This window comes from Actinomadura barringtoniae (genome assembly GCF_017573505.1).
In the GTDB taxonomy this organism is placed as follows: Bacteria; Actinomycetota; Actinomycetes; order Streptosporangiales; family Streptosporangiaceae; genus Spirillospora; species Spirillospora barringtoniae.
The window spans coordinates 144,325-169,822 of the sequence record NZ_JAGEOJ010000026.1 but is presented as its reverse complement, the minus strand read 5'-3'; the positions used below and the strand labels follow the sequence as shown (position 1 = coordinate 169,822).

The 25,498-nt window shown below is 69.9% G+C and carries 23 protein-coding genes and 2 tRNA genes; 12 read left to right on the top strand and 13 right to left on the bottom strand.

The annotated features are described in order from the left end of the window. Nucleotides 1-12 precede the first annotated feature (12 nt). The gene (locus J4573_RS56855) at nucleotides 13-144 is read left to right on the top strand and encodes a tetratricopeptide repeat protein (protein ID WP_372443029.1); all 132 of its coding nucleotides are present in this window, start codon (nucleotides 13-15) and stop codon (nucleotides 142-144) included. A 916-nt stretch (nucleotides 145-1,060) separates the two neighbouring features. On the opposite strand, the gene J4573_RS45965 is transcribed toward J4573_RS56855, so the two are convergent. The 3 genes from J4573_RS45965 to J4573_RS45955 form a co-directional block, all read right to left on the bottom strand. Beyond that, nucleotides 1,061-1,134: transfer RNA gene (locus tag J4573_RS45965), tRNA-Phe, on the bottom strand. A gap of 19 nt (nucleotides 1,135-1,153) precedes the next feature. Continuing rightward, nucleotides 1,154-1,231: transfer RNA gene (locus J4573_RS45960), tRNA-Asp, on the bottom strand. 112 nt (nucleotides 1,232-1,343) lie between these two features. Then, the gene (locus tag J4573_RS45955; RefSeq protein ID WP_208262705.1) at nucleotides 1,344-2,729 is read right to left on the bottom strand and encodes an AMP-binding protein; all 1,386 of its coding nucleotides are present in this window, start codon (nucleotides 2,727-2,729) and stop codon (nucleotides 1,344-1,346) included. 82 nt (nucleotides 2,730-2,811) lie between these two features. Here J4573_RS45955 and J4573_RS45950 point away from each other — a divergent pair, with 82 nt between their 5' ends. Beyond that, a complete protein-coding gene (locus tag J4573_RS45950; RefSeq protein WP_208262704.1) occupies nucleotides 2,812-3,285 on the top strand; it encodes a hypothetical protein in 474 nt (157 codons plus the stop codon). 88 nt (nucleotides 3,286-3,373) lie between these two features. On the opposite strand, the gene J4573_RS45945 is transcribed toward J4573_RS45950, so the two are convergent. From J4573_RS45945 to J4573_RS45935, 3 genes are all read right to left on the bottom strand, one after another. After that, complete coding sequence (locus tag J4573_RS45945) at nucleotides 3,374-4,162, bottom strand: ABC transporter permease (RefSeq protein ID WP_208262703.1); 789 nt, start codon at nucleotides 4,160-4,162, stop codon at nucleotides 3,374-3,376. Nucleotides 4,163-4,398: 236 nt separating this feature from the next. Beyond that, nucleotides 4,399-5,187, bottom strand: a complete 789-nt coding sequence (locus J4573_RS45940; RefSeq protein ID WP_208262702.1) for an ABC transporter permease — start codon at nucleotides 5,185-5,187, stop codon at nucleotides 4,399-4,401. Further along, nucleotides 5,184-6,167 (bottom strand): ABC transporter substrate-binding protein, encoded by a 984-nt coding sequence (locus J4573_RS45935; RefSeq protein WP_208262701.1) that lies wholly within the window; start codon nucleotides 6,165-6,167, stop codon nucleotides 5,184-5,186. The genes J4573_RS45940 and J4573_RS45935 overlap by 4 nt, the downstream gene beginning before the upstream one ends. Nucleotides 6,168-6,442: 275 nt before the next feature. Here J4573_RS45935 and J4573_RS45930 point away from each other — a divergent pair, with 275 nt between their 5' ends. Beyond that, a complete protein-coding gene (locus tag J4573_RS45930; RefSeq protein ID WP_208262700.1) occupies nucleotides 6,443-7,957 on the top strand; it encodes an amino acid permease in 1,515 nt (504 codons plus the stop codon). A gap of 138 nt (nucleotides 7,958-8,095) precedes the next feature. Here J4573_RS45930 and abc-f read toward each other — a convergent pair whose 3' ends face one another. Then, nucleotides 8,096-9,841: a ribosomal protection-like ABC-F family protein gene (abc-f, locus tag J4573_RS45925; protein ID WP_208262699.1), complete on the bottom strand. Its 1,746-nt coding sequence runs from the start codon at nucleotides 9,839-9,841 to the stop codon at nucleotides 8,096-8,098. A 601-nt stretch (nucleotides 9,842-10,442) separates the two neighbouring features. Between abc-f and J4573_RS45920 the strand changes: the two genes are divergently transcribed. From J4573_RS45920 to J4573_RS45910, 3 genes are all read left to right on the top strand, one after another. After that, nucleotides 10,443-12,218 carry an adenylate/guanylate cyclase domain-containing protein gene (locus J4573_RS45920; RefSeq protein WP_307797456.1) on the top strand — a complete coding sequence of 592 codons (1,776 nt, stop codon included), beginning with the start codon at nucleotides 10,443-10,445 and terminating at the stop codon, nucleotides 12,216-12,218. A gap of 178 nt (nucleotides 12,219-12,396) precedes the next feature. Next, entirely contained in the window at nucleotides 12,397-13,314 is a 918-nt protein-coding gene (locus J4573_RS45915; RefSeq protein ID WP_208262698.1) for a glycerophosphodiester phosphodiesterase, read from the top strand. 289 nt (nucleotides 13,315-13,603) lie between these two features. Continuing rightward, nucleotides 13,604-14,908, top strand: a complete 1,305-nt coding sequence (locus J4573_RS45910; protein WP_208262697.1) for a sensor histidine kinase — start codon at nucleotides 13,604-13,606, stop codon at nucleotides 14,906-14,908. A gap of 11 nt (nucleotides 14,909-14,919) precedes the next feature. Here the strand turns inward: J4573_RS45910 and J4573_RS45905 are convergent, their stop codons facing one another. The 3 genes from J4573_RS45905 to J4573_RS45895 form a co-directional block, all read right to left on the bottom strand. Beyond that, nucleotides 14,920-16,002, bottom strand: coding sequence for a hypothetical protein (locus J4573_RS45905; protein WP_208262696.1), 1,083 nt, complete (start codon nucleotides 16,000-16,002; stop codon nucleotides 14,920-14,922). Continuing rightward, entirely contained in the window at nucleotides 15,995-16,507 is a 513-nt protein-coding gene (locus J4573_RS45900) for a SigE family RNA polymerase sigma factor (protein ID WP_208262695.1), read from the bottom strand. Before J4573_RS45900 ends, J4573_RS45905 begins: the two co-directional genes overlap by 8 nt. 75 nt (nucleotides 16,508-16,582) lie before the next feature. Next, nucleotides 16,583-17,530 (bottom strand): ornithine cyclodeaminase family protein, encoded by a 948-nt coding sequence (locus J4573_RS45895; protein ID WP_208262694.1) that lies wholly within the window; start codon nucleotides 17,528-17,530, stop codon nucleotides 16,583-16,585. A 203-nt stretch (nucleotides 17,531-17,733) separates the two neighbouring features. On the opposite strand from J4573_RS45895, the gene J4573_RS45890 reads away from it, so the two are divergent. The 4 genes from J4573_RS45890 to J4573_RS45875 are packed head-to-tail and all read left to right on the top strand — an operon-like array spanning nucleotide 17,734 to nucleotide 22,365. Continuing rightward, nucleotides 17,734-18,999 (top strand): branched-chain amino acid ABC transporter substrate-binding protein, encoded by a 1,266-nt coding sequence (locus J4573_RS45890; RefSeq protein WP_208262693.1) that lies wholly within the window; start codon nucleotides 17,734-17,736, stop codon nucleotides 18,997-18,999. Further along, nucleotides 18,996-19,895 (top strand): branched-chain amino acid ABC transporter permease, encoded by a 900-nt coding sequence (locus J4573_RS45885; RefSeq protein ID WP_208262692.1) that lies wholly within the window; start codon nucleotides 18,996-18,998, stop codon nucleotides 19,893-19,895. Before J4573_RS45890 ends, J4573_RS45885 begins: the two co-directional genes overlap by 4 nt. After that, nucleotides 19,892-21,631 carry a branched-chain amino acid ABC transporter ATP-binding protein/permease gene (locus J4573_RS56475; protein ID WP_307797455.1) on the top strand — a complete coding sequence of 580 codons (1,740 nt, stop codon included), beginning with the start codon at nucleotides 19,892-19,894 and terminating at the stop codon, nucleotides 21,629-21,631. The genes J4573_RS45885 and J4573_RS56475 overlap by 4 nt, the downstream gene beginning before the upstream one ends. Beyond that, nucleotides 21,628-22,365 carry an ABC transporter ATP-binding protein gene (locus J4573_RS45875; protein WP_208262691.1) on the top strand — a complete coding sequence of 246 codons (738 nt, stop codon included), beginning with the start codon at nucleotides 21,628-21,630 and terminating at the stop codon, nucleotides 22,363-22,365. Before J4573_RS56475 ends, J4573_RS45875 begins: the two co-directional genes overlap by 4 nt. Here the strand turns inward: J4573_RS45875 and J4573_RS45870 are convergent. Beyond that, entirely contained in the window at nucleotides 22,326-23,201 is an 876-nt protein-coding gene (locus J4573_RS45870) for a helix-turn-helix domain-containing protein (RefSeq protein ID WP_208262690.1), read from the bottom strand. The two genes, J4573_RS45875 and J4573_RS45870, sit on opposite strands and share 40 nt — an antisense overlap. Nucleotides 23,202-23,302: 101 nt before the next feature. On the opposite strand from J4573_RS45870, the gene J4573_RS45865 reads away from it, so the two are divergent. Further along, nucleotides 23,303-24,016 (top strand): dienelactone hydrolase family protein, encoded by a 714-nt coding sequence (locus J4573_RS45865; RefSeq protein WP_208262689.1) that lies wholly within the window; start codon nucleotides 23,303-23,305, stop codon nucleotides 24,014-24,016. After that, nucleotides 24,013-24,375, top strand: coding sequence for a carboxymuconolactone decarboxylase family protein (locus J4573_RS45860; protein ID WP_208262688.1), 363 nt, complete (start codon nucleotides 24,013-24,015; stop codon nucleotides 24,373-24,375). The genes J4573_RS45865 and J4573_RS45860 overlap by 4 nt, the downstream gene beginning before the upstream one ends. Here J4573_RS45860 and J4573_RS45855 read toward each other — a convergent pair. Together J4573_RS45855 and J4573_RS45850 are read right to left on the bottom strand one after the other, a co-directional pair. Continuing rightward, a complete protein-coding gene (locus J4573_RS45855; RefSeq protein ID WP_208262687.1) occupies nucleotides 24,365-24,856 on the bottom strand; it encodes a pyridoxamine 5'-phosphate oxidase family protein in 492 nt (163 codons plus the stop codon). The genes J4573_RS45860 and J4573_RS45855 overlap by 11 nt on opposite strands. An 88-nt stretch (nucleotides 24,857-24,944) precedes the next feature. Then, the gene (locus J4573_RS45850) at nucleotides 24,945-25,496 is read right to left on the bottom strand and encodes a hypothetical protein (protein WP_208262686.1); all 552 of its coding nucleotides are present in this window, start codon (nucleotides 25,494-25,496) and stop codon (nucleotides 24,945-24,947) included. Between the last annotated feature and the right edge of the window lie 2 nt (nucleotides 25,497-25,498).

The following is a 25,498-nucleotide window of genomic DNA, read 5'->3' as shown; positions in this document are numbered from 1 at the left end:
GAGGTCGCCCGGATGGTGGCGGCCCAGGGAAATACGGCCGAAGCCGAAGCTCTGTTCCGGCAGGTCCTAGCCGACAAGAAGAGGGTGCTTGGTGCTGATCATCCGAGTACACGGGTTACCGCAAGCTGGTTGCATGATCAATGATCATGCATATCTGGTGAAGCCCAGACGCCGTGGCTGCTTGGGCATGCAGCCTATTGTTCGTTCCTACATTCCCCGACGTAACGCGATCCGGCAACACCCTCAAGAGATCGGCTGGGGCCACGCACCTTCGACCCGAGTTTCAACCTCTCATCGCCCTGCCGAACGGAGTGTCTCCGCGCCATCCTTTGCTCGTCAGGGTCTCCTTGATGCTGCGGGATCGGCTCCATGACTATCTGCACGGACACCCGACCGTTCCAAGTGCTCATGCGCGAACAGCGAGACAGTTTGACAGAGTTTGGCGCGCGAATGAGTGCTTCGACCCGTCCCCAGACGCACGTGCTCAGGGCTGGCAACGCCTGTCGGCTACATGAACGGGCCGGCCAACCATGCTGTCCACCCCGTTAGCGAGCTCTGCGAGTTGCCGGCGGTCTGCACCCGTTGGCTGCGAGCGATGGGGATGTCTCCCTGCGGGTGAGTCCTCGCTTGCGTTTTTCAGGTGGCTCCGCTGTGGTGGGGCGGCCTCGGGCGGATCGGCGTGGCGGGTCGGCCGGAGAGGCCGCACGCCCGCCGCGCCGTCCGCGCGCGGCCGCCCGGCGACCCGCGAAGCGGGGCGCCCTTGAAGACGTAGAGAAAGTTCTCATCCGGCGGGATGCCGGGGCGCGCTGGGCGCCCGGACGTTGAGCAGGGCGCGGATCTTTCTTGCGGGGCGGCGCAGCAGGATGCTGTGTCGTTGTCGAGAGGGCAAGCTAGGCCGCCGACGACGTGCTGAGCAGGTCGTACAGGCGACTGAGTTCCGCACGTATTCCGCACGATCAACCGCAGGCGGTCGGTGACAGCCGGACACAGTCGGACAGGCGAGAATGGCCCCTGACCGCGTACATGCTGGTCAGGAGCCATTTCTTGGTGCTTGTAGAGGTGGGCAGGGGCGGGGTCGAACCGCCGACCTTCCGCTTTTCAGGCGGACGCTCGTACCGACTGAGCTACCTGCCCATGACGTGCTTCGCACGTCTGGCGGTCCTGACGGGATTTGAACCCGCGGCCTCCACCTTGACAGGGTGGCGAGCACTCCTAACTGCTCCACAGGACCTTGCTGATCCGAGCTTAGCGGCTCGGGGGATGTCTCCTGACCGGCTAGGGCCGTTCTTGGCGACGTCCGAGAGCATACGCGATGGCTGAGGTGGGCGCCAACTCGATATCGGTCAGGGGAGGCGGGCGGCTCGGAGGGCGGAGCGGCGGACCTTTCCGGCGTCGTCGCGGAGGGGGTCTTCGGTCCGTTCGAAGGTGCGGGGGAGCTTGTAGGGGGCTAGACGAGCCGTGAGGTGTTTTAGGAGGTCGGCGTCTGGGGTGGGGGTGCTTAGTTGGACGATCGCGTGGGGGACGTTGCCTAGGTCTTCGTGGGGGAGTCCTATTACGGCGGAGCTCGTCACGTTGGGGTGTTCTTCTAGGGCGGCCTCGATCTCGGCGGGGTACACGTTGGAGCCGCCTACGAGGATCATGTCGGTCTCGCGGTCGGTGAGGTAGAGGTAGCCGTCGGCGTCCATGTGGCCCATGTCGCCTAGGGACTCCCAGTTGGTGGTGGGGGTCTTGCCTAGGTAGGTGTACGTGGGGCCTGTCGTGGGGCGCATCCAGACTGTGCCTGTGGTGTTGGGGGGTGCGGGCTCTCCGGTGGGGGTGCGGATCTCTATTTCGCCCTTGATGGGGCGGCCTACGCTGCCTCGGTGTTCCAGCCACTCGGTGCCGCTGATGAGGGTCGCGGCTTGGGACTCGGTGCCGGCGTAGAGCTCCCAGATCTTTTCGGGGCCCAGCCAGTCGATCCAGGCCTGTTTGAGCCAGGGGGCTATGGGAGCCGCCAGGTGGAAGACGGTGCGGAGGGCTGGGAGGGGTGGTCTTTCTTCTAGGCGCCAGATGCGGTGCATCATCGTGGGCACCGCGTACATCCAGTCCACCTGGTGGTCTTGGAGGAGAGCTAGTGCTTTCGCGGCGTCGAAGCGCTCCATGAGGACCACGTGGTTGCCGAAGAGCAGGGCCGAGGCCATGGCCATGAAGGGGCCGTTGTGGGTCAGGGGTGCTGTCAGCAGGGCTGTGCGGTTCTCCTGCATCTGGCCTGCCAGACCGAAGAGGACCGCGTTTTCCAGGGTGCCGCTTTCTGTGGTGGCGATCAGCTTGGGACGGCCTGTGCTGCCTCCGGAAGTGAGGATTTTCCAGGGGCGGGGGACGGCTGGGGGTGGGGGCGTGGGGGGTTTGGCGGGGGTGAGGGGTTCTTCGATGGTCAGGGCGGGGTTTGCCAGGGCGAGGATGGCGGCTCGTTCGGCGGGCGGCATCTTCGGGGCGATGGGGATGGGTGTGCCGCCGGCCTTCCAGATGGCGAGGGTGGTGACTACGAAGTCCGGGCCGTTGGGGAGGATCAGGGCCACGCGGGAGCCGGGTTCGATGCCCTGATCTAGGAGCGCCCAGGCCAGGGAGTTGGATTTCTCGTCCAGCTGGCGCCGGGTGAGCGTTGTTGAGCCGCAGGTGAGGGCCGGGCGGTCCGGGGCTTGGGCTGCGAGGTCGGTGAGCGCCTGACCCATCGGGGTTCCTTCGGACACATCCGCTCCCTTCGCCTTATTCGCAACTTTAATCACAAGCCGTGCATCAGAGACAGCAGGTGATCCTTTATCGAGGAGCGTGATGATGCTACGGAAGCTGGCGGTCGCGGGGGTGGCCGGTGGGGTCGTGGGGCTGGTGCTGGTAGCCCCTGCTCATGCGGACACGACCGGAAGCAGCGCTAAGGCGCCCGCCGCCTGCTCGTTCGGGAAGCCCACCAAGTTCTCCAAGGTGGTCGAGCTGAAGCGGGGGAGCGTCCACGCCGGGACCAAGTGGCACCCGAACGGGTCGGTCACGGGGCGGTACGAGAAGTGGCACAAGAGTCAGGAGGGCGAGGGCTACTACGCGCCGTACGGGAAGGCCAAGACCCGCTACTTCGCGGCCAAGCCGGTCGTGTGCCTCATCGGGCACGACAAGCAGGGGCGGCTGACGCTCCACAAGGCCTCGCGGACGCAACTGCGGGCCACGGTCAACAAGCGCTACACCTGGCGTGACTTCGGCCTGGTCTACAACAAGCAGGGGCGGGTCACGAAGCTCGTGCAGATCTACCACCCGTAGAAGTCTTGGAAGGCCCCCGGTCCGTTTGGGCTGGGGGCCTTCTCGTCTCTATGGCTGGGCTTCCTTATCTATGCAAGCCAGATCTGTTCTAGACAAGGCCGGATCTGTGCCAGGCCAGGGCTCGGCGCTCTACCAAGAGGAAGATGGCGTTCAGGGCGAAGCCCAGGAGGCCCAGCAGGACTATGCCCTCCCAGACGCCCGGAACGTCGGTCGTGCCTTGGGCGAGCATCTGCAGGTAGCCGATTCCGTTCGTGCTCCCCACCAACTCGCTGATGACCATGAGGATGAGCGCGGTCGACAGGCTCAGGCGTAGGCCCGCGAAGATTTTGGGGGCGGAGGCCGGGAGGATGACCTGGAGGACGCGGGTGGTCCGCGAGAGGCGGAACGCGCGGGCGGTCTCCAGCTTGACCTGGTCGACGGAACGAGCGCCGTCCATCGCGTTCAGCAGCACGGGCCAGATGACGCCGAAGACGATCGTGGCGACCTGCATCTGGGTGCCGATCTTGAAGAGCACGATGAAGATCGGGACGAGCGTGGGCGGGGGGATGGCGCGAAAGAAGTGGATCAGCGGCGAGAGGTAGTCGGCCAGTCGTTCGGAACGGCCGGCGGCGATGCCGATGGCGATCCCGAGCAGGCAGGCCAGCGCCCAGCCCAGCAGGAGGCGGCCGAGGCTCGGGAAGATGTTGTCCATCGCCTGCTTGGTGAGGAACGCGTGCGACGCCGGGCCGGAGAACCAGTCCGTGTGCATGCGCTTGGCGATGTCGCTGGGCGGCGGGAAGAACTGGTTGCCCGCCTGCCGTGTCACCAGTTCCCAGACGACGGCGGCCACGGGGAGGATCCACAGGGCTGCCACGGCCTTGACGGGGCGCAGGAGCATGCGGCCGCTGCCCCGCGCTGATCTGGTGACGCCTGTCGAGCTGGTGCCCCCGGCTGATCTGGTGCCCCCGGCCGAGACGGTGCCGTCTGTCGATTTGGCGCCCCCGGCCGAGTCGGCGGCCCCGGCTGATCTGGCGCCTTCTGCCGAGCCGGTGGCCCCGGCTGATCGGGGGCCGTCTGCCGAGCGGGTGTCGTCTGTCGGTTTGGCGCCTGCGCCGCGTTCGGGGTGTTGGGGGGTCATGTCGCGGCCTCCTCTTTGTGCCAGCGGAAGAGGCGGCGTTCGGCGGCGGCCAGCAGGGCGTTGGCGAGGAGGCCGAGCGCGCCGGCCCAGGCGGTCGCGGCGAGCATCTGGTCGGTGCGGTCGGACGCGCCGGCGGTGGTGATGAACGTGCCGATGCCGGTGGCGCCGCCGACGATCAGTTCGGCGCTCACCGCGACGATCAGCGCGATGGCCGCGGACAGCCGGACGCCGGTGAGGATGAACGGGGCGGTGCTCGGCAGTGACACCCGGTAGAGCACTGAGAACGGGCCGAAACCGAAGGACGCGAGGGTCTCCTTGGCCACCGGGTCGACCTCGCGCAGCCCGTACAGCGTGTTGATCAGCATCGGCCAGCACGACGCGTACACGATCACCGACATCTGCATGTCGAGGGTGTCGGGGAACAGCAGCATCGCCAGCGGGATGATCGCGACGCCCGGGATCGGCCGCAGGAACTCGACCAGGGGGCGCAGCGCGGCCTCCAGGCGCGGAACGCTGCCCAGCAGCAGGCCGACCGGGATGGAGATCACCACGGCGAGGGCCAGCCCGAGCAGCCAGGCGGTGACGGTCGACTTCAGGTCGCCGAGGAACTCGCCGTCGGCGGCCAGCCGCGCCGCGTCCGCCAGGGTGGCGGACGGCGGCGGCAGCAGCGAACGGTCGACCAGGCCGGTGCGCGAGGCGAGTTCGGCCAGGGCGAGGAACCCCGCGGCGCCCAGGGCGCCGCGGAGCACTCGCCTGCGTGCGACTGCGGTGGAACGGGGGGTCACTGCTGGTTCGGGACGATCATGTCGGCCACCTGCGGCTTGCTCTTGATGTAGCCGTACTCGGACATGAGCTCGGCGACGCGTTGCAGCCGGGTCTGGCTCAAGGTCGTCGGGTAGCTGCCCAGGGTGATGATCGACGCGGTCTTCGCGGGGATCTGGGTGTAGGACGGGATCGTCTTGGTGACCTCCGAGCGGTCGCCGGCCGCGTCGTTCAGCGCCTTGTCGATGGCGCGCTGGAACGCGGCGACGGTCTTGGGGTTCTTGGCGGCGAACTTGTCGGTGCCGCCCCAGCCGGCGATCGGGAAGTCCTGCGTCGGGCCGGAGACCAGGTCGGCGAGCGGCTTGGCGCCGAGCTCGGCCTGCAGGTTGGTGACGAACGGCTCGACGGCGGCGACGGCGTCGACCGAGCCCTGCTTCAGCGCGGCGGCCATGCTGGGCAGCGGCACCGGAACGGTCTTGATGTCCTTCAGCGGGTCGAGGCCCTGGGCCTTGAGCGTCACCAGCAACAGCAGCTCGGTGATGCTCTTGGGCGCGGGCACGCCGATCGTCTTGCCCTTCAGGTCCGCGACCTTCTGGACCTTGGAGTCCTTGGCGGTGAGAAGGGAGAACGACTTGCTCGTGCCCTGGTAGCTGTCGGTGAACAGCTTGAATTTGATCGAACCGTTGTCCTGCGCGACGAACGTGGACACGTAGTTCAGCAGCGCCATGTCCATCGAGCCGTTGATGAGCTTCGGAGTGGCGTCCGGAGAGGCCTTGATGACCTGGGTCTTGATGGTCAGGCCTTCGGCTTTGAAATAGCCCTTCTTCTGCGCGATGAACAGCGGTGCGGAGTCCGGAACGGGCACCACCCCGATGTTCAGCAGGGGCTTTTCCAGGCCTTTGGGGTTGGGGGCGTTGTCGTCGCCGGAGCCGCCGCAGGCGCTGAGCGCCAGGGCGAGCGAGGCCACGAGACCGACACCGCGCCCGATGCGAGTCAACATCATTGTTGTTTTCCTTCGAGGGGAGCGATCGAAGAGTTTCTTCGAGGGGAGCGATCGAAGACGGCAGCACTGTAGTGACCGCGGGCTGAAAGATCACGCAGTGGCGGGCGACGGGTACGCCGCGGCAGGACCAAATCAGCGGCAGGATGGCCCCGGGGTCACCCAGGGTGATCACCGTTGAGCAGGAACGATGCCCTCTTTTTCGCTTTTGTGGCCGAAGTTCCTAACATGACCGAGATCACCAACGCTCGTGACACCTGAGAAAGGCTTTGACGCTCATGTCTGCACCACCCGACGGCGCCAACGACGGCACCGACGGCATCCAGGGCACCGACGACGGCATCGAGGGGAGCGAGGACACCGGCGACGGCACCGAGAGCACCGACGGCGCCGAGGGCTACCAGCGGGGGCTCGGCACCCGGCAGATCCAGATGCTGGCCATCGGCGGAACGATCGGAACCGGGCTCTTCCTCGGCGCCGGCAAGAACATCGCCAAGGCGGGACCCAGCCTGATCCTGACCTACGCGGTCGCCGGGATCATGCTGTTCTTCGTCATGCGGGCGCTCGGTGAGCTGCTCACCTACCGCCGCGCCGAGGGCGGGTTCGCCGGTTACGCGCGCGAGTTCCTCGGGCCGTTCTGGGGGTACGCGACGACCTGGACGTACTGGATCATCTGGGTGACGACCGGCATGGCCGAGCTGACGGCCGCCGGGCTCTACATCCAGAAGTGGTGGCCGGGCGTCGAGCAGTGGCAGACGGCCCTGGTCGCGCTCGTGGTGCTGTTCGTGGTCAACCTGATCTCGGTGAAGATCTTCGGCGAGCTCGAGTTCTGGTTCGCCATGATCAAGGTCGCCGCGATCGTGATGATGCTGCTGGTCGGCATCGCGGTGCTGGCGTTCGGGTTCGGCGACGCGGGCAAGGACGCCGCGGTCAGCAACCTGTGGTCGCAGGGCGGGTTCTTCCCCGAGGGCGTCAGCCCGATGCTGATGACGCTGCAGATGGTGCTGTTCGCCTACCTCGGCGTGGAGCTGGTCGGCGTCACCGCCAGCGAGGCCCGCGACCCCGAGAAGAACATCCCGCGCGCCATCAACTCGCTGCCGCTCCGCTTCGCGCTCTTCTACCTCGGCTCGCTGCTGGTGATCCTGTCGGTGGTCCCGTGGACCGGCTTCAAGGACGGCGCCAGCCCGTTCGTGCTGGCCTTCGAGAAGATCGGCATCCCCGGCGGCGCGGACATCGTCAACTTCGTCGTGCTGACCGCCGCGCTGTCGTCGTGCAACGCGGGCGGGCTCTACTCGACCTCGCGCATGCTGCGCACCGCGGGCGTGAACGGCGACGGCCCGAAGGCGCTGGCCAGGCTGAACGGGCGGGGCGTCCCCGTCCTCACCGTGATCATCTCGACCGTGGTGATGGGCATCGGCGTCGTGATCAACGCGATCGTCCCGGACAAGGCGTTCGAGTACATCACCTCGGTCTCCACGGGCGGCGCGATCCTGGTCTGGGGCGTCATCGTCGTCGCGCACCTGGCGTACCGCCGCAAGGTCGCCGTGGGCGCGCTGCCGCAGGCGCCCTACAAGATGCCCTGGGCGCCGTACACCAACTGGCTCGTGCTGGCCTTCTTCGCCTTCGTCACAGTGACGATCGCCTGGGAGTCCGACACGCGCATCGCGCTGTACGTCATGGCGGCCTGGATGGTGCTCATCGTGGCCGGCTGGGCCCTGCTGGGCGGCTTCACAGGCAAACGCCAGGCCCAGGTCGCTGCCACGCCGCACGAGGTCCAGCCCGCCGAACGCTGACCCTCGCCGGAACGCTGACCCTCGCCCGACGGCAAAGCCTTACTCGACGGCTGAGCCTTACTCGACGGCTGAGAATGCCGGGTCGCCAGTACGAGTCGTACGGCGGCCCGGCATCTTCATCCCACCCAGGCCAAACCCTTAGGCGGCCAGGTCGACCAGGCGCCCATCGCGGAGTTCGGCGCGCGAGCCGGTGAAACTGCTCTGGAAACGCCGGTCGTGCGACACCACCAAGAGCGACCCCTGGAACGAGCCCAATGCCTCCTCCAGCTCCTCGATCAGAGCCAGCGACAGGTGATTCGTGGGCTCGTCCAGGATCAGCAGGTCCGCCGGGCGGGACACCAGGCGGGCCAGCTCCAGCCGCCGCCGCTGCCCGACCGAAAGCACCGACGCCGGGCGCCGCAGGTCCGCCTCCCGGAACAGCCCCAGCGCCAGCAGCGCCTCGGCATGCTCGTCCGGCGGCCCGGGCAGACCCTCGGCGAACGTCGCGAGCACGCTCCGCCGGGACCGTTCGACCGGCAGCTCCTGCCGCAGGAATCCGATCCGCCGCGGCCGCTTGACCTTGCCGTGGTCCTGCGCCAGATCACCCGCGAGAACGCGAAGCAAGGTCGTCTTGCCAGCGCCGTTCGGCCCGTTCAGCAGCATCCGCTCGCCGGGCGCCAGCCGGAACTCCTCGACGTCCAGCCGCCCCGAGACCCGCACCCCGGCCAGCTCGGCCGTCAGCCCGTCCCCCTTGCCGCCCTCGATCCGCGCGGCGAAGCGCAACGGGTCCGGCGGGCGCGGCACCGGATCGGCGTGCAGCCGTTCCAGGCGTTCGCGAGCGTTGCGGATCAGCGCGGACACGCCGCCTTCGTGGGAACGCCGGTGACGACCGGACATGCGCTCCTCCCGCTTGTTCGGGCCGAGCGAGCCGAGCCGTTGCGCACCCGACTCGGCCAGCTCGGTCTGCCGGGCGACCTCGGCGACCCAGTCGGCGTAGTCCTGCTCCCAGCGGCGGCGGGCGGCGGCCTTGGCGGCGAGGTAGCCGTTCCAGCCGTCGCCGTACCGCGTGACGGTCCTGCGGTCCCGGTCGACCTCCAGGATCGCGGTCGCGAACCCGTCCAGGAACGCCCGGTCGTGCGTGACCGTCACGACCGTTCCGCGGTGCGCGCGCAGCTGCGTCTCCAGCCACGTCACCGCCTGGGCGTCCAGGTGGTTGGTCGGCTCGTCCAGGAGCAGCAGCTCGGGCGCGGCGGCCAGCACGCAGGCCAGCCCGAGCCGCGACTGCTCGCCGCCGGACAGGCTGCCGAGCGCCCGGTCGCGCGTGATGTGCGCCAGCCCGAGGCCGTGCATCGCGGCGTCGACGCGCACGTCGGCCTCGTAGCCGCCGCGCGCCTCGTACGCCTCGAGCAGATCGCCGTACGCCGCGAGCCGCTCGGCCGTGGCCCCGGTCCCGGCCTCGGTTCCGGCCCCGGTCCCGGCCTCGGTTCCGGCCTCGGTCCCGGCCCCCGCCTCGGTCCCGGCCTCGGTCCCCGCCTCGGTCCCGGCCTCGGCCAGTCCGGCTTCGGCCTCGCGCATCCGGCGTTCCAGCTCGCGCAGGTCGGCCAGCGCCAGGTCGACGGCATCGGCCACGGTGAGGCCGGGATCAAGGTCGAGCGTCTGCCCGAGATGGCCGACCCCTCCGGGCGCGACGACGGTGACCTCCCCGCCGTCGGGTTCCTCCTCGCCCGCGATGAGGCGGAGGAGCGTGGATTTGCCGGACCCGTTCTCGCCGATGACGCCGACCTTTTCGCCGGTACGGACGGTGAGACTTACTTGATCGAGCACGGCATGGCCTTCGTACGCCTTGGTGACGTCCTTCAGGCCGAGTTGTGAGACTTCGGTGTGATGATCGCGGTGGCGGGTCATGTGGTTCGACCTCCAGCTGACGTGCGCCCGGCCGTACGGAACGGCCGGGGAATCGGATCTAGGACTGGCTGATCCGCTCACCGGGGTCGCGCATGGTCGTACGAGGTCGCGCAAAACCGCATCCAAACGCGCAGAGCATGCGCGGAACACGTTCACACGCAGCGCGGAAGCACACGCAGCGCGGAACACGCGCACGCGCAGCGCGGAACACGTTCACACGCAGCGCGGAACACGCGCACACGCAGCGCGGAACACGCGCAGCGAACTGAGCCGCCACACGAACATGGACGGCGGCATGCGCACGGAGAACACAAAGGATGCGAGGGAGAGCAGACACCCGGCAGCGACGGGGCGGTGAGCCTTCAACCGGCGAACGCGGCGCTCAGAGGGCCGCGGCGGCGCGGGAGGCTAGAGGTAGAACACCCCGAACTGGAGAGTGCTGCACAGAGTTCCCATGCACGTCAGGATACACAAACGTTCATTCCCCAGCCTGTGACGGTCGTCATACCCTGGTGATGATCGTGGGTCTTGAGCGTCTCGCGTTCTATCGTGAGTTCGGACGAGAACTCGGCCGGACAAGGGCGGCGGCGGGGGTGACGGTGTGGGCAAGGCCTTGGCCCGAAGTCTGAGTGCCCGGCTGGAGGAACTCCCCGGGGTTCCCCGCACGATGCTCGAGGTCCGCGTGCGCTGGGTCCTCCTCGTCGTGGTCGCGGTCGCCAACACCGGCGGTCTGCTGGTCGTGCTGCTCATGGCCACGTTCGTGGTCCCCGACCCGCCGCTGGAGAACGCCGACCAGGCTCACCTCGTGAACGCGCTCGCGCTCTTCGGCTACCCGATCGCCGCCATGCCCCTCGCCCTCTACATCGGCTTCCGGCTCTGGCTTCCGGTCATCCGGCTCGTACGCGAGGGCGGCGTGCCCGACCAGCAGCAACGCCGGGCCGTGCTGCTCGGCCCCCTCCGCGTCGCGCTCGTCCTCGGCGCGGGCTGGATGATCGGCGCGATCGGCTGGTTCGTGATCGACCTGATGCTCTTCACGCCCCGCCTGGCCGTGAAGGTCGGCCTGACCGCGATCCTCGGCGCGATGACCACCTGCACGGTGGTCTACCTGCTGTCCGAACGCCTGCTGCGCCCCGCCGCGGCCCTCGTTCTGGCCACCGAACGGCCCCGCCGCATCAAGCTGCCCGGCGCGATCACCCGGGTGGTCCTGGCCTGGGCGCTCGGCACGGCCGTCCCGATCTTCGGCCTGATGTGCGTCGGGATCGCCGCGCTGGCCGTCCCCGGGATCAAGGCGACGCAGCTGTCGATCACGATCCTCGGCCTGGGCGCGGTGGCCCTGCTGGTCGGCCTCCCGATCATCTACATCGCGATCCGCGCCATCGCCGACCCGATCAAGTCCGTACGGCGCGGCATGGCCCAGGTGGAGAAGGGCGACCTGGACACCGAGGTCGAGGTGTACGACGCCAGCGAGATCGGGCAGCTCCAGGCGGGCTTCAACCACATGGTCGCGGGCCTGCGCGAGAACGCCCGCCTTCGCGACCTGTTCGGACGCCACGTCGGTGAGGACGTCGCCGACCTCGCCTTCGAACGCGACATCGAGCTCGGCGGCGAGACCCGCGAGGTCGCCGTCCTGTTCGTCGACATCGCCGGCTCCACCACGCTCGCCGAGACCCGCGCGCCCGACGAGGTCGTCGTGCTGCTCAACCTGTTCTTCGGCGTCGTCGTCGAGGCCGTCAACGGCCACGGCGGCTGGATCAACAAGTTCGAGGGCGACGCCGCGCTCGCGATCTTCGGCGCCCCGGCCGAGCTGGAGGACCCGGCGGGCGCGGCCCTCGGCGCCGCCCGCGACCTGGCCGTACGCCTGACCGATGAGGTCCCGCAGCTGATCGCCGGGATCGGCGTCTCCGCCGGCCCGGTCGTCGCCGGCTACATCGGCGCCGAGCAGCGCTTCGAGTACACCGTCATCGGCGACCCGGTGAACGAGGCCGCCCGCCTCAGCGACCTGGCCAAGGTCTCGCCCGGCCGCGTCCTCGCCTCGGGCACCGTCCTGGAGCTCGCGCACCTCGCCGAGGCCGACGAGTGGGACGTCGGCAAGCCCGTCACCCTGCGCGGCCGCAGCCGCCAGACCCGCCTCGCCACCCCGCGCCCGCGCGTCATCCCCGAGATCGCCTCCCCCGACGGCGGTGGCCGCCGTCGCCGCCTCCGCCGCCCCCGCGTACGCCGAGGTATCCGCCGCGCCATCCGTGCCCCCCTCAGCTTCCCCCGCACACCCCCCGCAGAGGTCACCCCCCTCGTAGTTCCAGAGCAACCCCCCGCCCCCACCGCCGTTCCACCTCGCCCACCCCAACCCCGCCCCGCCGACCCGCCGCACCCCGCCTGACGCCGGTTCGCGGCGCGGCTGAACGGGTGACGAACGGGGGGCGTCCGGGGGTCTATGGGCAAGGAAATGGCTGCGGAACGTCACTGCGGTTACACGATCCGCTACCATCCCTTTACTTGCGTGTCATGAAGCGGCTCAAGAGTTAGAGGCGGCCCCCTCCGACCCCCATGAGGTGATCATGCTCCGCCGGATCGGTCTGCCCCTCGCCAGCACGGTGGCCGTGTCGGCCATCGCCGTCCCGTCGGCCATCGCCGTCCCGCCCGCGATCGCCGCCGCCCCCTCCGCGACCGTCCCCCTGCCCCTCCCGAAGACCAAGGCCGCCAAGGCCAGGCCCGCGAACGTCGGGCATCGCGGCGCCGCCTCGCTGGCGCCCGAGAACACGATCGTCGGCTTCAAGATGGCACGCTCCAAGCACGCGAACCTCTTCGAGTTCGACGTGCAGGAGACCAAGGACCACAAGCTGGTCCTGATGCACGACGCGACGCTGGCCCGTACGACGAACGTCGAGTCGGTCTATCCCGGCCACTCGTACCGGGTCAAGAGCCTCACGCTCGCCCAGGTCAAGAGGCTCGACGCGGGCTCGTGGTTCGGGTCCAGGTACAAGCGCACTCGTGTGCCGACGCTGGGCGAGGCCCTGCGCGCCATGAAGGGCAGCGGCCTGGGTGCGCTGCTGGAGATCAAGAACCCGTCCCTCTACCCGGGCATCGAGCGCCGCATCGCGACCGAGCTCAAGCACAACAGCGCCTGGCTGCGCCCCGACCCGCGCGAGCGGCGGCTCATCGTCCAGTCGTTCGACTGGACCTCGGCGCGGCGGTTCCACCGGCTGCTGCCGAAGGTGCCGATCGCCCTGCTGGGTACGCCGAGGACCTCGCAGCTGCCCTCGCTCGGCAAGTGGGCCGACCAGATCAACGCGACCTACACCGACATCAGCCCTGCCTACGTCCGCGCCATCCACCGGCAGAAGATGGAGATCTTCACCTGGACGGTGGACGGCACGGGGTCGATGCGCCGCGTGCTCGGCTACGGCGTGGACGGGGTCATCTCCAACAAGCCCGACGTGCTGGCCCGCGTGCTGAACGCCCGTACCAACGCCTAGGCGAACGCCTAGGCGAACGCCTAGGCGAACGCGTCACCAGAGGCCAGGCCTGCGGCGAGCCCCGATCTCCTTCCGCTCCGGGGCTCGCCGTGGGCCGTCTCTGCCGGCCGGTCTGTCGGCCGGTCTTTCGGCCGGTCTGTCGGCCGACCCGGTGATCTTCTTTGCCGTGCCCTGTCCGGTCTTGCTCAACAGATGACCGGATCCCGGGTTGAGACCTGCCTGCCGGGTGGTTTCCTCGCCTACGGGAGGTCGGGTGACCAGACGGCACACATGGTCCATACGGGTCCGCATGACCCTCGTGACCACGACGATCGCGGCGCTGCTCGGCGCCGTCATCGTCATGCTCGTGATCGTCGGGGTGCGCGGCCGGATCGTGGACTACGAGCAGGAGAAGACGACCTCCACCGCGCTGGAGACCGTGCACGTGATCAAGCGGGGCACGCTGCCCCCGATCCTGCCGGGCTCCGACGACGCCAGCGTGCAGGTGCTGAACGCGCAGGCCCGCGTGGTCGCCTCGACCTCCGACCTGACCGGCAAGGCGCGCATCGCCGACTTCAGGCCGTCGGAGAAGAGCGTGTACGCCAGCCGGTCGCTCTGCCCGCCGCACGGGATGGACGGCTGCATGACGGTCGTGTCGTTCCGCGTCTACCAGTCCGACGGCGACTGGATCGTGTACGCCGCCAACCCGCTCACGCCCTGGTACGGCAGCGCCGGCCTGTGCGTCTTCATCATCTGCGGCGCCCTGCTCGTCGTGCTGATGGTCGGGATCATGACCTGGCGTACGGTCGACCGCACGCTCGCCCCGGTGGACGCGATCCGGGCCGAGCTCGCGGAGATCACCGCGACCGAGTCGGGCCGCCGCGTTCCCGTTCCGGCCAACCGGGACGAGCTGCGCGCGCTCGCCGAGTCGGCCAACGCCACCCTGGACCGGCTGGACGCCGCGATCGAGCAGCAGCGCCGCTTCACCTCCGACGCCTCGCACGACCTGCGCAGCCCGATCACCGGCGCGCGCACGCAGGTCGAGGAGGCGCTGATGTATCCGGAGGACGCCGACTGGCCCCGCGTGGGCGAGGCGGTCCTCGGCAGCCTCGACCGGCTGAACGCGATCGTGTCCGACCTGCTGGAGCTCGCCCGGCTGGACGCGAGCGCCGAGCCGCCGCAGGACAGGATCGACCTCGGCGAGCTGGTCTCCACCGAGCTGGCCCGTACGCCGCGCGACAAGGAGTTGCGTCCCCGGCTCGACCGCAACGTCGTCGTGCGCGGCGACCGCCTGCGCCTGGCGCGCCTGCTCACGAACCTGCTGGACAACGCCGAACGCCACGCCACCGAACGCGTTGACGTCACCGTACGGGCGGATGGCGACAGCGCGGTCCTCGAGGTGACCGACGACGGTTCCGGCATCGCTCCGGCCGACCGGGAACGCGTCTTCCAGCGCTTCGCCCGCCTCGACGAAGCCCTCAGCAGGGACGCGAACGGCACCGGTCTCGGCCTGCCGATCGCCCGCGAGGTCGCCCGCGCGCACGGCGGAACGCTCACCATCGAGGACAGCCCGCGCGGTGCCCGCTTCGTCCTCCGCCTGCCTCTAGCCCCTTAGCGGGCGAGCCGTTAGCGACGGCTCAGCTTGTAGACGTCACCGGCCTGCACCAGCAGCCAGCCACCCGCCGCCAGCGCCGGACCGCGTTCATCGGCGTACGAGCCGGTCCGCACGTCATAGACGCGCGCCCGGCCCCCATCGCCGTCCTCGTCGTCCCCGGAGTAGACGACCACGTGGGCACCGACGCTGACCTGGTTCGAGCTGCTCTCGTAAGCGGGCAGGCGTACGGAACGTTCGGCGCCGGTCGCGCGGTCGCGGATCGTGAGGTCATCGCCGACCACCCAGGCGATCGCGTTCGGCCCGGCCGCGATCTCGTCCGGTGAACGCGGCGCGCGAGGCACTGCGGACTTCGCGCCCGAACGGACGTCCACCTGCCAGGTCTTCACGCCATCGCTCACGAAGGCGAGCGGGTAGGAGAAGCCCTTCAGGAGTCCCTTCACCAGGATCGTCCGGGTAGGGCCGTCGCACCCGGAAGCCACCGCCACGCCCCGGCCGCCCACGCGCCCCCACACGACCAGCCCTCGCTCGGTATAGAACCGATCGCGCCCGCTCCAGCCGTCCCCGATCGTCCGCACGACGCCGTTCGGCCCGAGGCACTTCAGCCGCTCGCCCTCAGGCCACACCTGCACGCGATCCCCGACGGCCATCGTCCACAGATAAGGCAGCGACCCGGCGCCGGTGCTCTGCACCCGACGCGGAACGACGACTGACGGTCCGGCCGTCCACACACCCCCACGCGGCTCCGACGCGCCATCGGACCCGACCGAGACGGAAGTGCCGAGCACGGTCCCGTCCGACCCCAACGCCATCGCCTTGAACCGTTGCCCACCGGCCAGACCACGCTGGATCGTCACGGCACTCGGCGGAGCCACGGCCACCGCCGCCGGTGCGGGATCAGAGCCGTTCCGAGCGCCCGCGACCCCGACGACCACAGCCCCGCACACCACGAACGCGCCGGCCGCGGCGACAGCACGGCGACGGCGGCGCCGCGCGGCCGTACGGGTCAGGATGCGTTCGGCAAGCCCGGCAGGCGGGGGATCAGCGACGAGGAGGGTCCGCAGCTGCTCGGCGACGTCGCGTTCCAGGTCATCCACGGGAGTCCTCCTCGGCGGTCGTCGCCGCCGTCCGCAGCTTGGCCAGCGCCCGTGAGGCCTGGCTGCGCACGGTCCCCGGCGAGCAGCCGAGCATCGCGGCGATCTCGTTGTCCTCGAGCTGCTCCACGTACCGCAGCACCAGCACCACCCGCATGCGCGGCGGTAGCCCGCCGAGCGCGGCGGCCAGCCCGGCGTCGGCCGTCACCCGCTCGAATCCGGGGTCGAGCGTGCCCCGGTCAGGCGGGTCGGGTGTCAGCTCCTCGCGCCCCGAACGCCGCCACCGGTTGGACATGATCCGGACCATCGCCGTGCGGACGTAGCCCTCCGGGTCGTCCTTGCGGCGCACCCGCCACCAGCTCGCGCCGGTACGGGTCAGCGCCTCCTGCACCAGGTCCTCCGCGTCGTGCCGGTTGCCGGTCAGCACGCACGCGTAGCGGTAGAGCGCGGGGAGGCGATGCTCGACGAACTCCTCGAACGCCCCGAGCTGCGGATCGGGTGTCGGCACGGCGCACCTCCCTCAGCCAGGGACACACGGCACCGCCGTTTCGCTGCACGCCGCCGCGCACAATCTTTCCCGAGATCAGAGCGACAGCAGCGTTCCGACACCCTCCGCGCGAGCACGTTCGACGATCTGCGCCGCCGCGGCCGTGTCCTGAACGCCCAGGCCAACGCTGTTGTAGAAGACGATGTCGTCAGCGGAACGCCGCGCTTCGGCCACCCCGGCGACCACCGACCCGAGCGAGATCAGATCACCCGCCGCCAGCCCTCCGGCCACGATCGACCCCGCCTGCTCAAGCGAAGTCTCAACGTCATCGACCACGACGACCGAAGCCCGTTCAAGCAGCTCACCGTCGACCTCGGTCCGGTCCGGGGCGAACGATCCGACGCTCACCACCGTGCATCCCGGCGACAGCCACGAGCCGTGCACGACGGGCTTCTCACTGGTCGTGCAGAGCGCCACCATGTCAGCCCCCGAGACCGCCTCCCGAGCGCTCCCGGCCACCCGTCCTCCGCAATCCGCGGCCAAGGCCTCCGCGGCGGCGGCCGTACGCGAGAAAAGCCGTACCTCCGCCACCTCACGCACGGCGCGGATGGCATCGACATGCGCACGCCCCTGAACGCCACACCCGATGACCGCGAGCCGCGAAGCGTCCGGCACGGCCAAACAGTCGATCGCGACGGCACTCGCAGCAGCCGTGCGCAACGTCGTGACCGACGTTCCCTCGATGATGGCCGCGGGCCGACCGTCCTCCGGATCGAGCACGGTCACCATGGCGTGCACGCTCGGCAGCCCGCGTCCCGGATTGCCGGCGTTCACGCTGCCGAACTTGGCGACCGGACCGGTGCCCGGCAGCCGTGACAGGTAGCAGAACGCGACGTCGTCACCGGCGGGCAGCAGCGCGCGCGGCGCGAGCAGCGCCTCGTCGCGCCCGAGTGCGCCGAACGCGGCCCGCTGCGACTCGATGGCGGTGCCGACGTCGAACACCGCGTGGACGTCGGCGGCGGACAGCAGTAGCACGTCGCTCATACACGGCCATCCTGCGTGCCGCCGCCCGCGCTGCCAAGGCCGGGAGGCCAAGCGGTGCTTATCGATCTCTACACGAGTTCGCGCCCTTGCTCATCTCGACGGGTGGCACCGCCGCGTCACAGGGTTGTCCGAACCGCTACGGAACGCCCGAACCCCCGAATCGCTCGAACCGCTACCGGTCCGACAAGTGACGGAGAAGCCCGATGCCGTTCTTCCCTCCGCCGTCGTCCCTGTCCCTGTCCGGGGCCTCGTCCAGGGCCCCGTCCAGGTCCCCACGCGCAGTGGTGACGATCCTGTCCATCGGCCTCCTCACCCTCCCGTTCGCCACCGCCTGCAAGGGCGGCGGCAGCAGCGGCGGGAGCGGCGGGTCAGGCGGCGGCGACATCAAGATCGGTGTGCCCGTGCCGCTCAGCGGCGACTCCGCCTCCGCCGGGCAGGACATCCTGGCCGCCGCCAAGGTCGCCGCCGACGAGGTCAACAAGGCCGGCGGGGTGAACGGCAAGAAGATCCAGATCGTGGAGGCCGACGACGCGTGCAGCGCCCAGCAGGGTGCGCAGGCGGCGCAGAAGCTCCTCAACAGCAAGGTGGTCGCGGTGGCGGGCGGCTACTGCTCGTCGGCCGCGGTGCCCGCCGTGCCGATCTTCGGCCGCCGGAACGTCCCGTTCGTCATCGACGCCGCGACCAACCCGGTGCTGACCGAGACCGGCAAGGGCAAGGTCTTCCGTACCTGCGGCCGCGACGACAAGCAGGGCCTGTTCGCCGCCAAGTTCATGACGGGCGAGCTGAAGGCCAAGCGGATCGCGGTGCTGCACGACAACACGACCTACGCCAAGGGCCTGGCGGACGCGGCGGCCGACTCGGTCAAGCAGGAGGGCGGCGGCGCGCAGGTCGTCTACAACGACGCGCTCCAGCCTGGCCAGTCCGACTACACCCCGGTGCTCACCAAGATCGCCTCGACCAAGCCCGACGTTCTCTACTTCACCGGTTACTTCGCGGAGGCGGGCCTGCTCGCCAAGCAGCGCAAGCAGCTCGGCCTGAAGTTCGCGCTGATGGGCGGGGACGCGACGACCGACAAGACCGTCGTCAAGACCGCGGGCTCGGCCGCCGAGGGCTACATGGCGACCACGGCCCCGCTGGCCAAGGACCTGCCGACCGCGTCCGCCTTCGTCACCGCCTACAAGACCAAGACCGGCGCCGACCCGGGCCCGTTCTCGGTGTACGAGTACGACGCGGTCAAGGTCATCGCCAAGGCCATCGGCGACGCCAAGTCGACCAAGGGCGAGGACATCACCAAGGCGCTGCACGCGATCAAGGGCTACCAGGGCATCACCGGGCCGGTGTCGTTCGACGACAAGGGCGACCGCGACGGCCTGCTCTACATCACGGTCGCGGTGAAGAACGGCGACTTCGCCGGCTACAAGAAGCTCGACGACGCCGGCACCACCTGGGTCGACGTCAAGTCCGCATGAACGACTTCGTCCAGTACCTGGTCAACGGCCTGACCATCGGCTCGTTCCTGGCGCTGATCGCGCTCGGCTACTCGATGGTCTACGGCGTCGTCCGGCTGATCAACTTCGCGCACGGCGACATCTTCATGATCGGCGCGTTCGCCGGGTTCAGCGTGCTGACCACGATCGGCGTCACCGGCGGGATGGCGCTCCCGGCCGTGCTGGCGGCGGTGGTGATCGGCGCGCTGACCACCGGCGTCGTCGGCACGGGCATCGCGCGGGTCGCGTACACGCCGCTGCTCAAGGCGCCGCAGCTGTCGCTGTTCATCGCCGCGATCGGGGTCTCCCTCGCGCTGCAAGAGGGCGTCAAGGTGTGGACCGACGCGCGCTTCAAGTCGTACCCGAACGCGCTGGACGACGGGCAGATCCTCGGCGGCTCCGTGCGCGTCACCTACGGGCAGCTCGTTCTGGTGGTGCTCTCGGTGGTGCTGATGGCGGGCCTGTGGTTCTTCATCACCCGCACGGTCACCGGCACCGCGATGCGGGCGTTGGCCATGGACCGCGATGCCGCACGCCTGCAGGGCATCAACGTCGAGCGCCTCATCCTGATGACGTTCTTCATCGGCTCGGTTCTCGCCGGCGCGGCAGGGGTGATGTACGGGCTCTACTACACGCAGATCAGCTTCGGGATGGGCTTCCTCATCGGGCTGCGCGCGTTCACCGCGGCTGTCCTCGGCGGCATCGGCAACCTGCCCGGAACGATGGCGGCGGGGATCTTCATCGGCCTCGTGCAGTCGTTCTCGGCGGGCTACATCTCCTCCCGCTGGACCGACGTCATCATCTTCGCGCTGCTGATCGGCGTGCTGGCGCTGAGACCGACCGGCCTGTTCGGCGAACGGGTGGTGGAACGCGCATGACCCTTGATTCCACACTGCTGCGCTTCTCCGGCTGGCCGGTCCTGATCCTGCTCACCGCGGTCCTCGGGCAGTTCCTGGACGACTACGCGCTGACCGTCGCCGCGAGCATCATCATCTACGCGATCCTCGGCCTCGGCATCAACATCGTGGTCGGCTACGCGGGCCTGCTGGACCTCGGCTTCGCCGCGTTCTACGCGATCGGCGCCTACGTCTCGGGCCTGCTGATCCTCAAGCAGGGCTGGAACTTCTGGCTGACGCTGCCGGTCGCGATCGCCGCCGCCGCGATCGCCGGACTGATCATCGGCTATCCGACGCTGCGCCTGCGCAGCGACTACCTGGCGATCGTGACGCTCGGCTTCGGCGAGATCATCCGCATCACGGTCGTGAACCTGGAGGTGACCGGCGGCCCGAACGGCCTGACCGGCATCCCGCCGGTGACGATCGCGGGCCGCGAGTTCGTGACGCCGGTCGACTTCTTCTACCTGGTCCTGGTCTTCTTCGTGGTCGTGCTGGCGGTCACTGGCCTGCTGGCGCGGTCGCGGCTGGCGTACGCGTGGCGGGCCGTACGGTCCGACGACCGCGCGGCCGAGGCGGTCGGCGTCCCGACGCGGCGCGTGAAGCTGCTGGCGTACGTGCTGGGCGCGGCGGTCGGCGCGGTCGCGGGCCCGCTGAACGCGGCGCAGCTCGGCACCGTCGACCCGTCGAACTTCACCTTCCTGACCTCGCTGTTCGTCCTGCTCGTCCTCATCATCGGCGGGATGGGCAGCCGTCCGGGCGTGGTGGTCGGCGCGGTCGTGGTCGTGGCGCTGCCCGAGGTGCTGCGGACCGTTCAGGAGTACCGGGGCCTGATCTTCGCGCTGCTGCTGATCGTGATCATCCTCGTCCGCCCGCAGGGCGTGTGGCCCGCGCGCTTCCGGCCGCTGACCCTGCCCGACCTGGCGCCCGAGCCCGAACGCAGGACGGCCGAGGGACGGCTCCTGGAGATCACCGGGCTGTCGCGGCGGTTCGGCGGCGTCACGGCCGTCGAGGACCTCGACCTCACGCTCGACGCGGGCGAGGTCATCAGCGTGATCGGCCCGAACGGCGCGGGCAAGACGACGGCGTTCAACTGCATCACCGGCATGATCGTCCCGTCCACCGGCACGGTCGCGGTGAACGGCCATGACGTCGCGGGCCGCGCCCCGCACCGCGTCGCCGCCGCCGGCCTGGCCCGCACGTTCCAGAACATCCGGCTCTTCGACGACATGACCGTCGCCGAGAACGTCCTCATCGGCCGCTTCGCCCGCGACCGGGGGCTGCTGCGCCGCCTCGGCGCCCGCGACCTGGAGGCGGTGCGCCGCTGCCTGGACTTCGTGGGCCTGTCCGACGCCGCGACCCGTTCCGCGAGCGCCCTCTCCTACGGCGAGCGCCGCCGCCTGGAGATCGCCCGCGCGCTGGCCGCCGACCCGGCCGTGATCCTGCTGGACGAGCCCGCCGCCGGCGCCAACCCGACCGAGAAGCAGGCGCTCATGGGGCTCATCGCGCAGATCCGCGCGCTCGGCATCGCGGTGGTGCTGATCGAGCACGACGTCGCGCTGGTCATGTCGGTGTCCGACCGGGTCACCGTGCTGGAGTACGGCCGGACGATCGCCGCCGGGCCGCCCGCCGACATCCAGGAGGACCAGCGGGTGATCGCCGCCTACCTGGGCGTTCCCGACGACCCCGAGACCGATCTCGTCGCGGAGGTACTGGGATGAGCCTGCTGGAGATCTCCGGCCTGACCAGCCGTTACGGCCAGGTCGAGGCGCTCACCGACATCTCGTTCGAGGTGGGAGAGGGCGAGATCGTCGCGCTCCTCGGCAGCAACGGCGCGGGCAAGACGACCACGCTCCGCACGATCAGCGGCCTGCACCGCGCGCACGCGGGCCGCATCGTCTTCGACGGCGCCGACATCACCAGGCTCAAGGCGCACCAGGTGGTCACCAAGGGGCTCGGTCACGTACCCGAGGGCCGCCGCGTCTTCGCGGCGCTGACCGTCGCCGAGAACCTCCTCCTGGGCGCCTACCAGCGGCGCCGCGACCGCACGTACGTCGCGGCCCGCCGCGAGGAGATCTACGAGATGTTCCCGCGCCTGGGCGAACGCCGTGCTCAGCTCGCGGGCCTGATGTCGGGCGGCGAGCAGCAGATGCTCGCGATCGGCCGCGCGCTCATGCACCGGCCGCGCCTGCTCGCCCTGGACGAGCCGACGATGGGCCTGGCGCCGCAGACCGCGCAGCAGGTGCTCAAGGTCGTGCGCGACATCCGCGACCAGGGCACGACGATCCTCATCGTGGAGCAGAACGCCCACCAGACCCTGCGGCTGGCCGACCGCGCGTACGTCCTGGAGTCCGGCGGCATCGTGCTGGACGGCACGGGCGCCGAGCTGGCCGAGGACCCGCGCGTGAAGGCCGCCTACCTGGGAGGCGACCCCGTCATCGACACCCCCGCATAGCCTTCCGTCCCCGTTTCCGTTTCTGTCCCCGCCCACGTTCGCAGCAGCTGGAGTGCCGCCTCGGCGGCGGTGTCGGCGGCCGGAGTGAAGGTGACCAGGCGCTGGCGCGGGTCGCCCGGCGCGTCGAAGTTCTCGTAGTGCAGGGTCAGGACGCCCAGGGCCGGGTGGCGGAGATCCTTGCCGCCCGAGGTGCGGATGTCGACGTCGCCGGCCGCCCACAACGCCCGGAACTCGGCGCTCTCGCGCGACAGGTCCGCGATCAGCCCGGCCAGCTCCCGGTCGCGAGGATGACGGCCCGACACCAGCCTGAGCTGGGCGGCGGTCGTGGCGGCGATCTCGTCCCAATGAACGTAGAAGTCTCGTGCGGCGGGGTCGAGGTAGAGGTAGCGGGCGAGGTTCCCGTCGCCCGCCAGGGCGTCGGCGAAGAGCCGGGAGGCGAGCGTGTTCGCCGCCAGCACGTCGAAGCGGTCGGTGATCACCATCGCCGGTACGCGGTCCATCAGCGCCAGCAGCCGCTCCAGCTCGGGCCGCACGGCCGCCTCCGCACGGACGGGCGGGTCGTGATCGGGCACGGCGGCGAGAGTCTCCAGATGGGCCCGTTCGACGTCGTCGAGCGACAGGGCCCGCGCCAGCGCGTTCAGTACCTCGGGCGAGGGCCGCTGCGACCGGCCCTGCTCCAGCCGCTGGTAGTACTCCACGCTGATCCCGGCGAGCTGGGCGAGCTCCTCGCGCCGCAGCCCCGGAACGCGCCGTCGCGAGCCGCCGGGCAGCCCGGCGCTCTCGGGTGTCACGCGCGCCCGCCTCGACTTCAGGAACCCCCCGAGACCATCCTCCATACGACGAAAGTACCCGGGATTCCCCACAAAAGGGTCGCCCTGCGAGTACCCGTATAACGCGGGCCTGGCCCGTCCGCACCGCTGCCACCAGGCTTTTCGGCATGTGCCACTCAACTGACAGCCGTCCGCCCGCCTCGCCCGTCGTCACCGGCGGCGTCGCCTCGCACGGCCCGCTGAAGATCACCGCCGCCGACGGCAACCGCTTCTCCGCCTACCGCGCGACGCCCGAGGTGCCGAACGGGAGCAGCGTCGTCCTGCTGCCCGACGTGCGCGGGCTCCACCCGTTCTACCCGGACCTGGCCCAGCGCTTCGCGGAGGCCGGATTCGAGACGATCGCGATCGACTACTACGGCCGTTCGGCGGGAACGGGCCCGCGCGACGACGACTTCGACGGCCTGAAGCACCTGGACCTCCTCGACTTCGCCCACGTGGACTCCGACGTCGCCGCTGCCGCCGCGCTCCTGCCGGGCAGAGTCTTCACGGTCGGGTTCTGCCTGGGCGGCGGCCACTCCTGGCGCCAGGCCGCCACCCAGCCCGGGCTCGCCGGGGCGATCGGCTTCTACGGCTCACCTCGCTTCTTCGGCGACGCGACCCCGGACGTCAAAGCCCCGATCCTGATGCTGCTGGCCGGAGACGACGTGGCGACCCCGCAGGCCGACTTCGACGCGATGGCCGCAGGCCTCGAAGACGCGGGCAAGAGCCACGAGATGCACGTCTACGAGGGCGCCCCGCACTCCTTCTTCGACCGCGCCCACGACGACTGGTCGGCGGCCTGCGAGGACGCCTGGCACCGCATCCTGGCCTTCACCTCATGACCACCCGCTACGAACGCGGCCTCGCCCGCCAGGCCGAGCTGGGCGGCGGCCGCCGGCAGGTCTACGACGCCTTGGCCGAACTCGCCCCCGACCTGCCACGCCTGGCCGTCGAGTTCGCGTACGGCGACATCCACGCCCGCCCGGGCCTGGACGCCGCCCGCCGCGAGCTCGTCATCATCGGCGCGCTGGTCACGCTCGGCGACACCGACCGACAGCTCCGCGCCCACCTCACCTCGGCGCGGAACGCCGGCCTCACCTCCGCCGAGCTGGTGGAGGCGATCATGCAGGCGCTGCCCTACGCGGGCTTCCCGCGCGTGCTGAACGCCATGACCGCCGCCTTGGACGTCCTCACAGCTTGACGGCGGTGCGGTGGTCCTTGTTCAGCGAGTGGCGGGGGCAGGGCTGCCTGGGCTCGCGCGGGCACAGCACCGAAAGCTCGTCCACCGTGGCCCGGTAGAGCCGGTACGGGGCGTCCCCACTGACGTCGGAGACCTCGATCGTCGACGCGCCCCGTTCCGGCGCTCCGGGATAGATCCCCACACCCCGGTCCAGCTCCGTGCCTTCCAAAACCGCCGCGACGCCGCTCATGTAGACGGCCCTGCCGTGGTACGTCGGAACGGTCGAGTCGAAGACGACCATGCTGACCTCCGGCCGCACGGCGAGGTTCACCGAATGCTCCGCGTCCAGCGCCGACACCCAGATGATCTCCCGGTAGTCGGCCGTGGCGAAGTAGACCGGCGAGACCCACGGCCTGCCCTCCCCGTCCGCCGTCCCTAGCGTCACGTAGAGGTTCCTGTCCAGGATCTCCCGTGCCAGCGCCGCCAGCCCTTCGTCACTCACAGCCATCAGCCTCCGGTCCGTTCGTCGATCGTGTCCATATGGACTCGGCCCGGCCGAAAAATCCATCGCCCGGGCCACGCCACGCCGGTCACGTTTCGGGCTGCCGGGCCTGGATGGCCGTCTCCAATCGGTCGAGTTTGGCGATCTGGCGCCTGGTGGCGAAGGGCGAGACAACGGCCAGAGCGGCGAAGAAGACGGTGCCCCCGATGCTGATGAAACCGGGGTCGGCGATGGCACGCATGAGCTGAAGGGCCGCCAGCGCGGCCAGGATCCAGGGGCCGAGCCTGTTCAGCCCGCTGCTCAGAGCAGTGCGGCGGACCGAGATCAGGTGAAGCGCGGCCTCGTCGAGGGCGGGGTCTTCAGGAGGCTTTCCGAGGCGCGCGGACCGGTTGAGGGCGATCAGCTCCGCCCGTGATCTGGGGCCGATCGCTTGCTCTTGCCGGCGGCGGAAACCGGCCACGACGCCGGTCATGACGGCACCGAAGACCAGGCCCGCGACGACGGCTCCGACCACCGCGCCGAGCGGGGAGGAACCAGTGAGCCAGGCTCCGACACCGAGGAAAAGGGCGAACGATCCGCCGACGATGATGGCGTACTTCCAGAGCGGGGCGGTCGTCACCGCGTCGCGCCAGTCCGTCATGC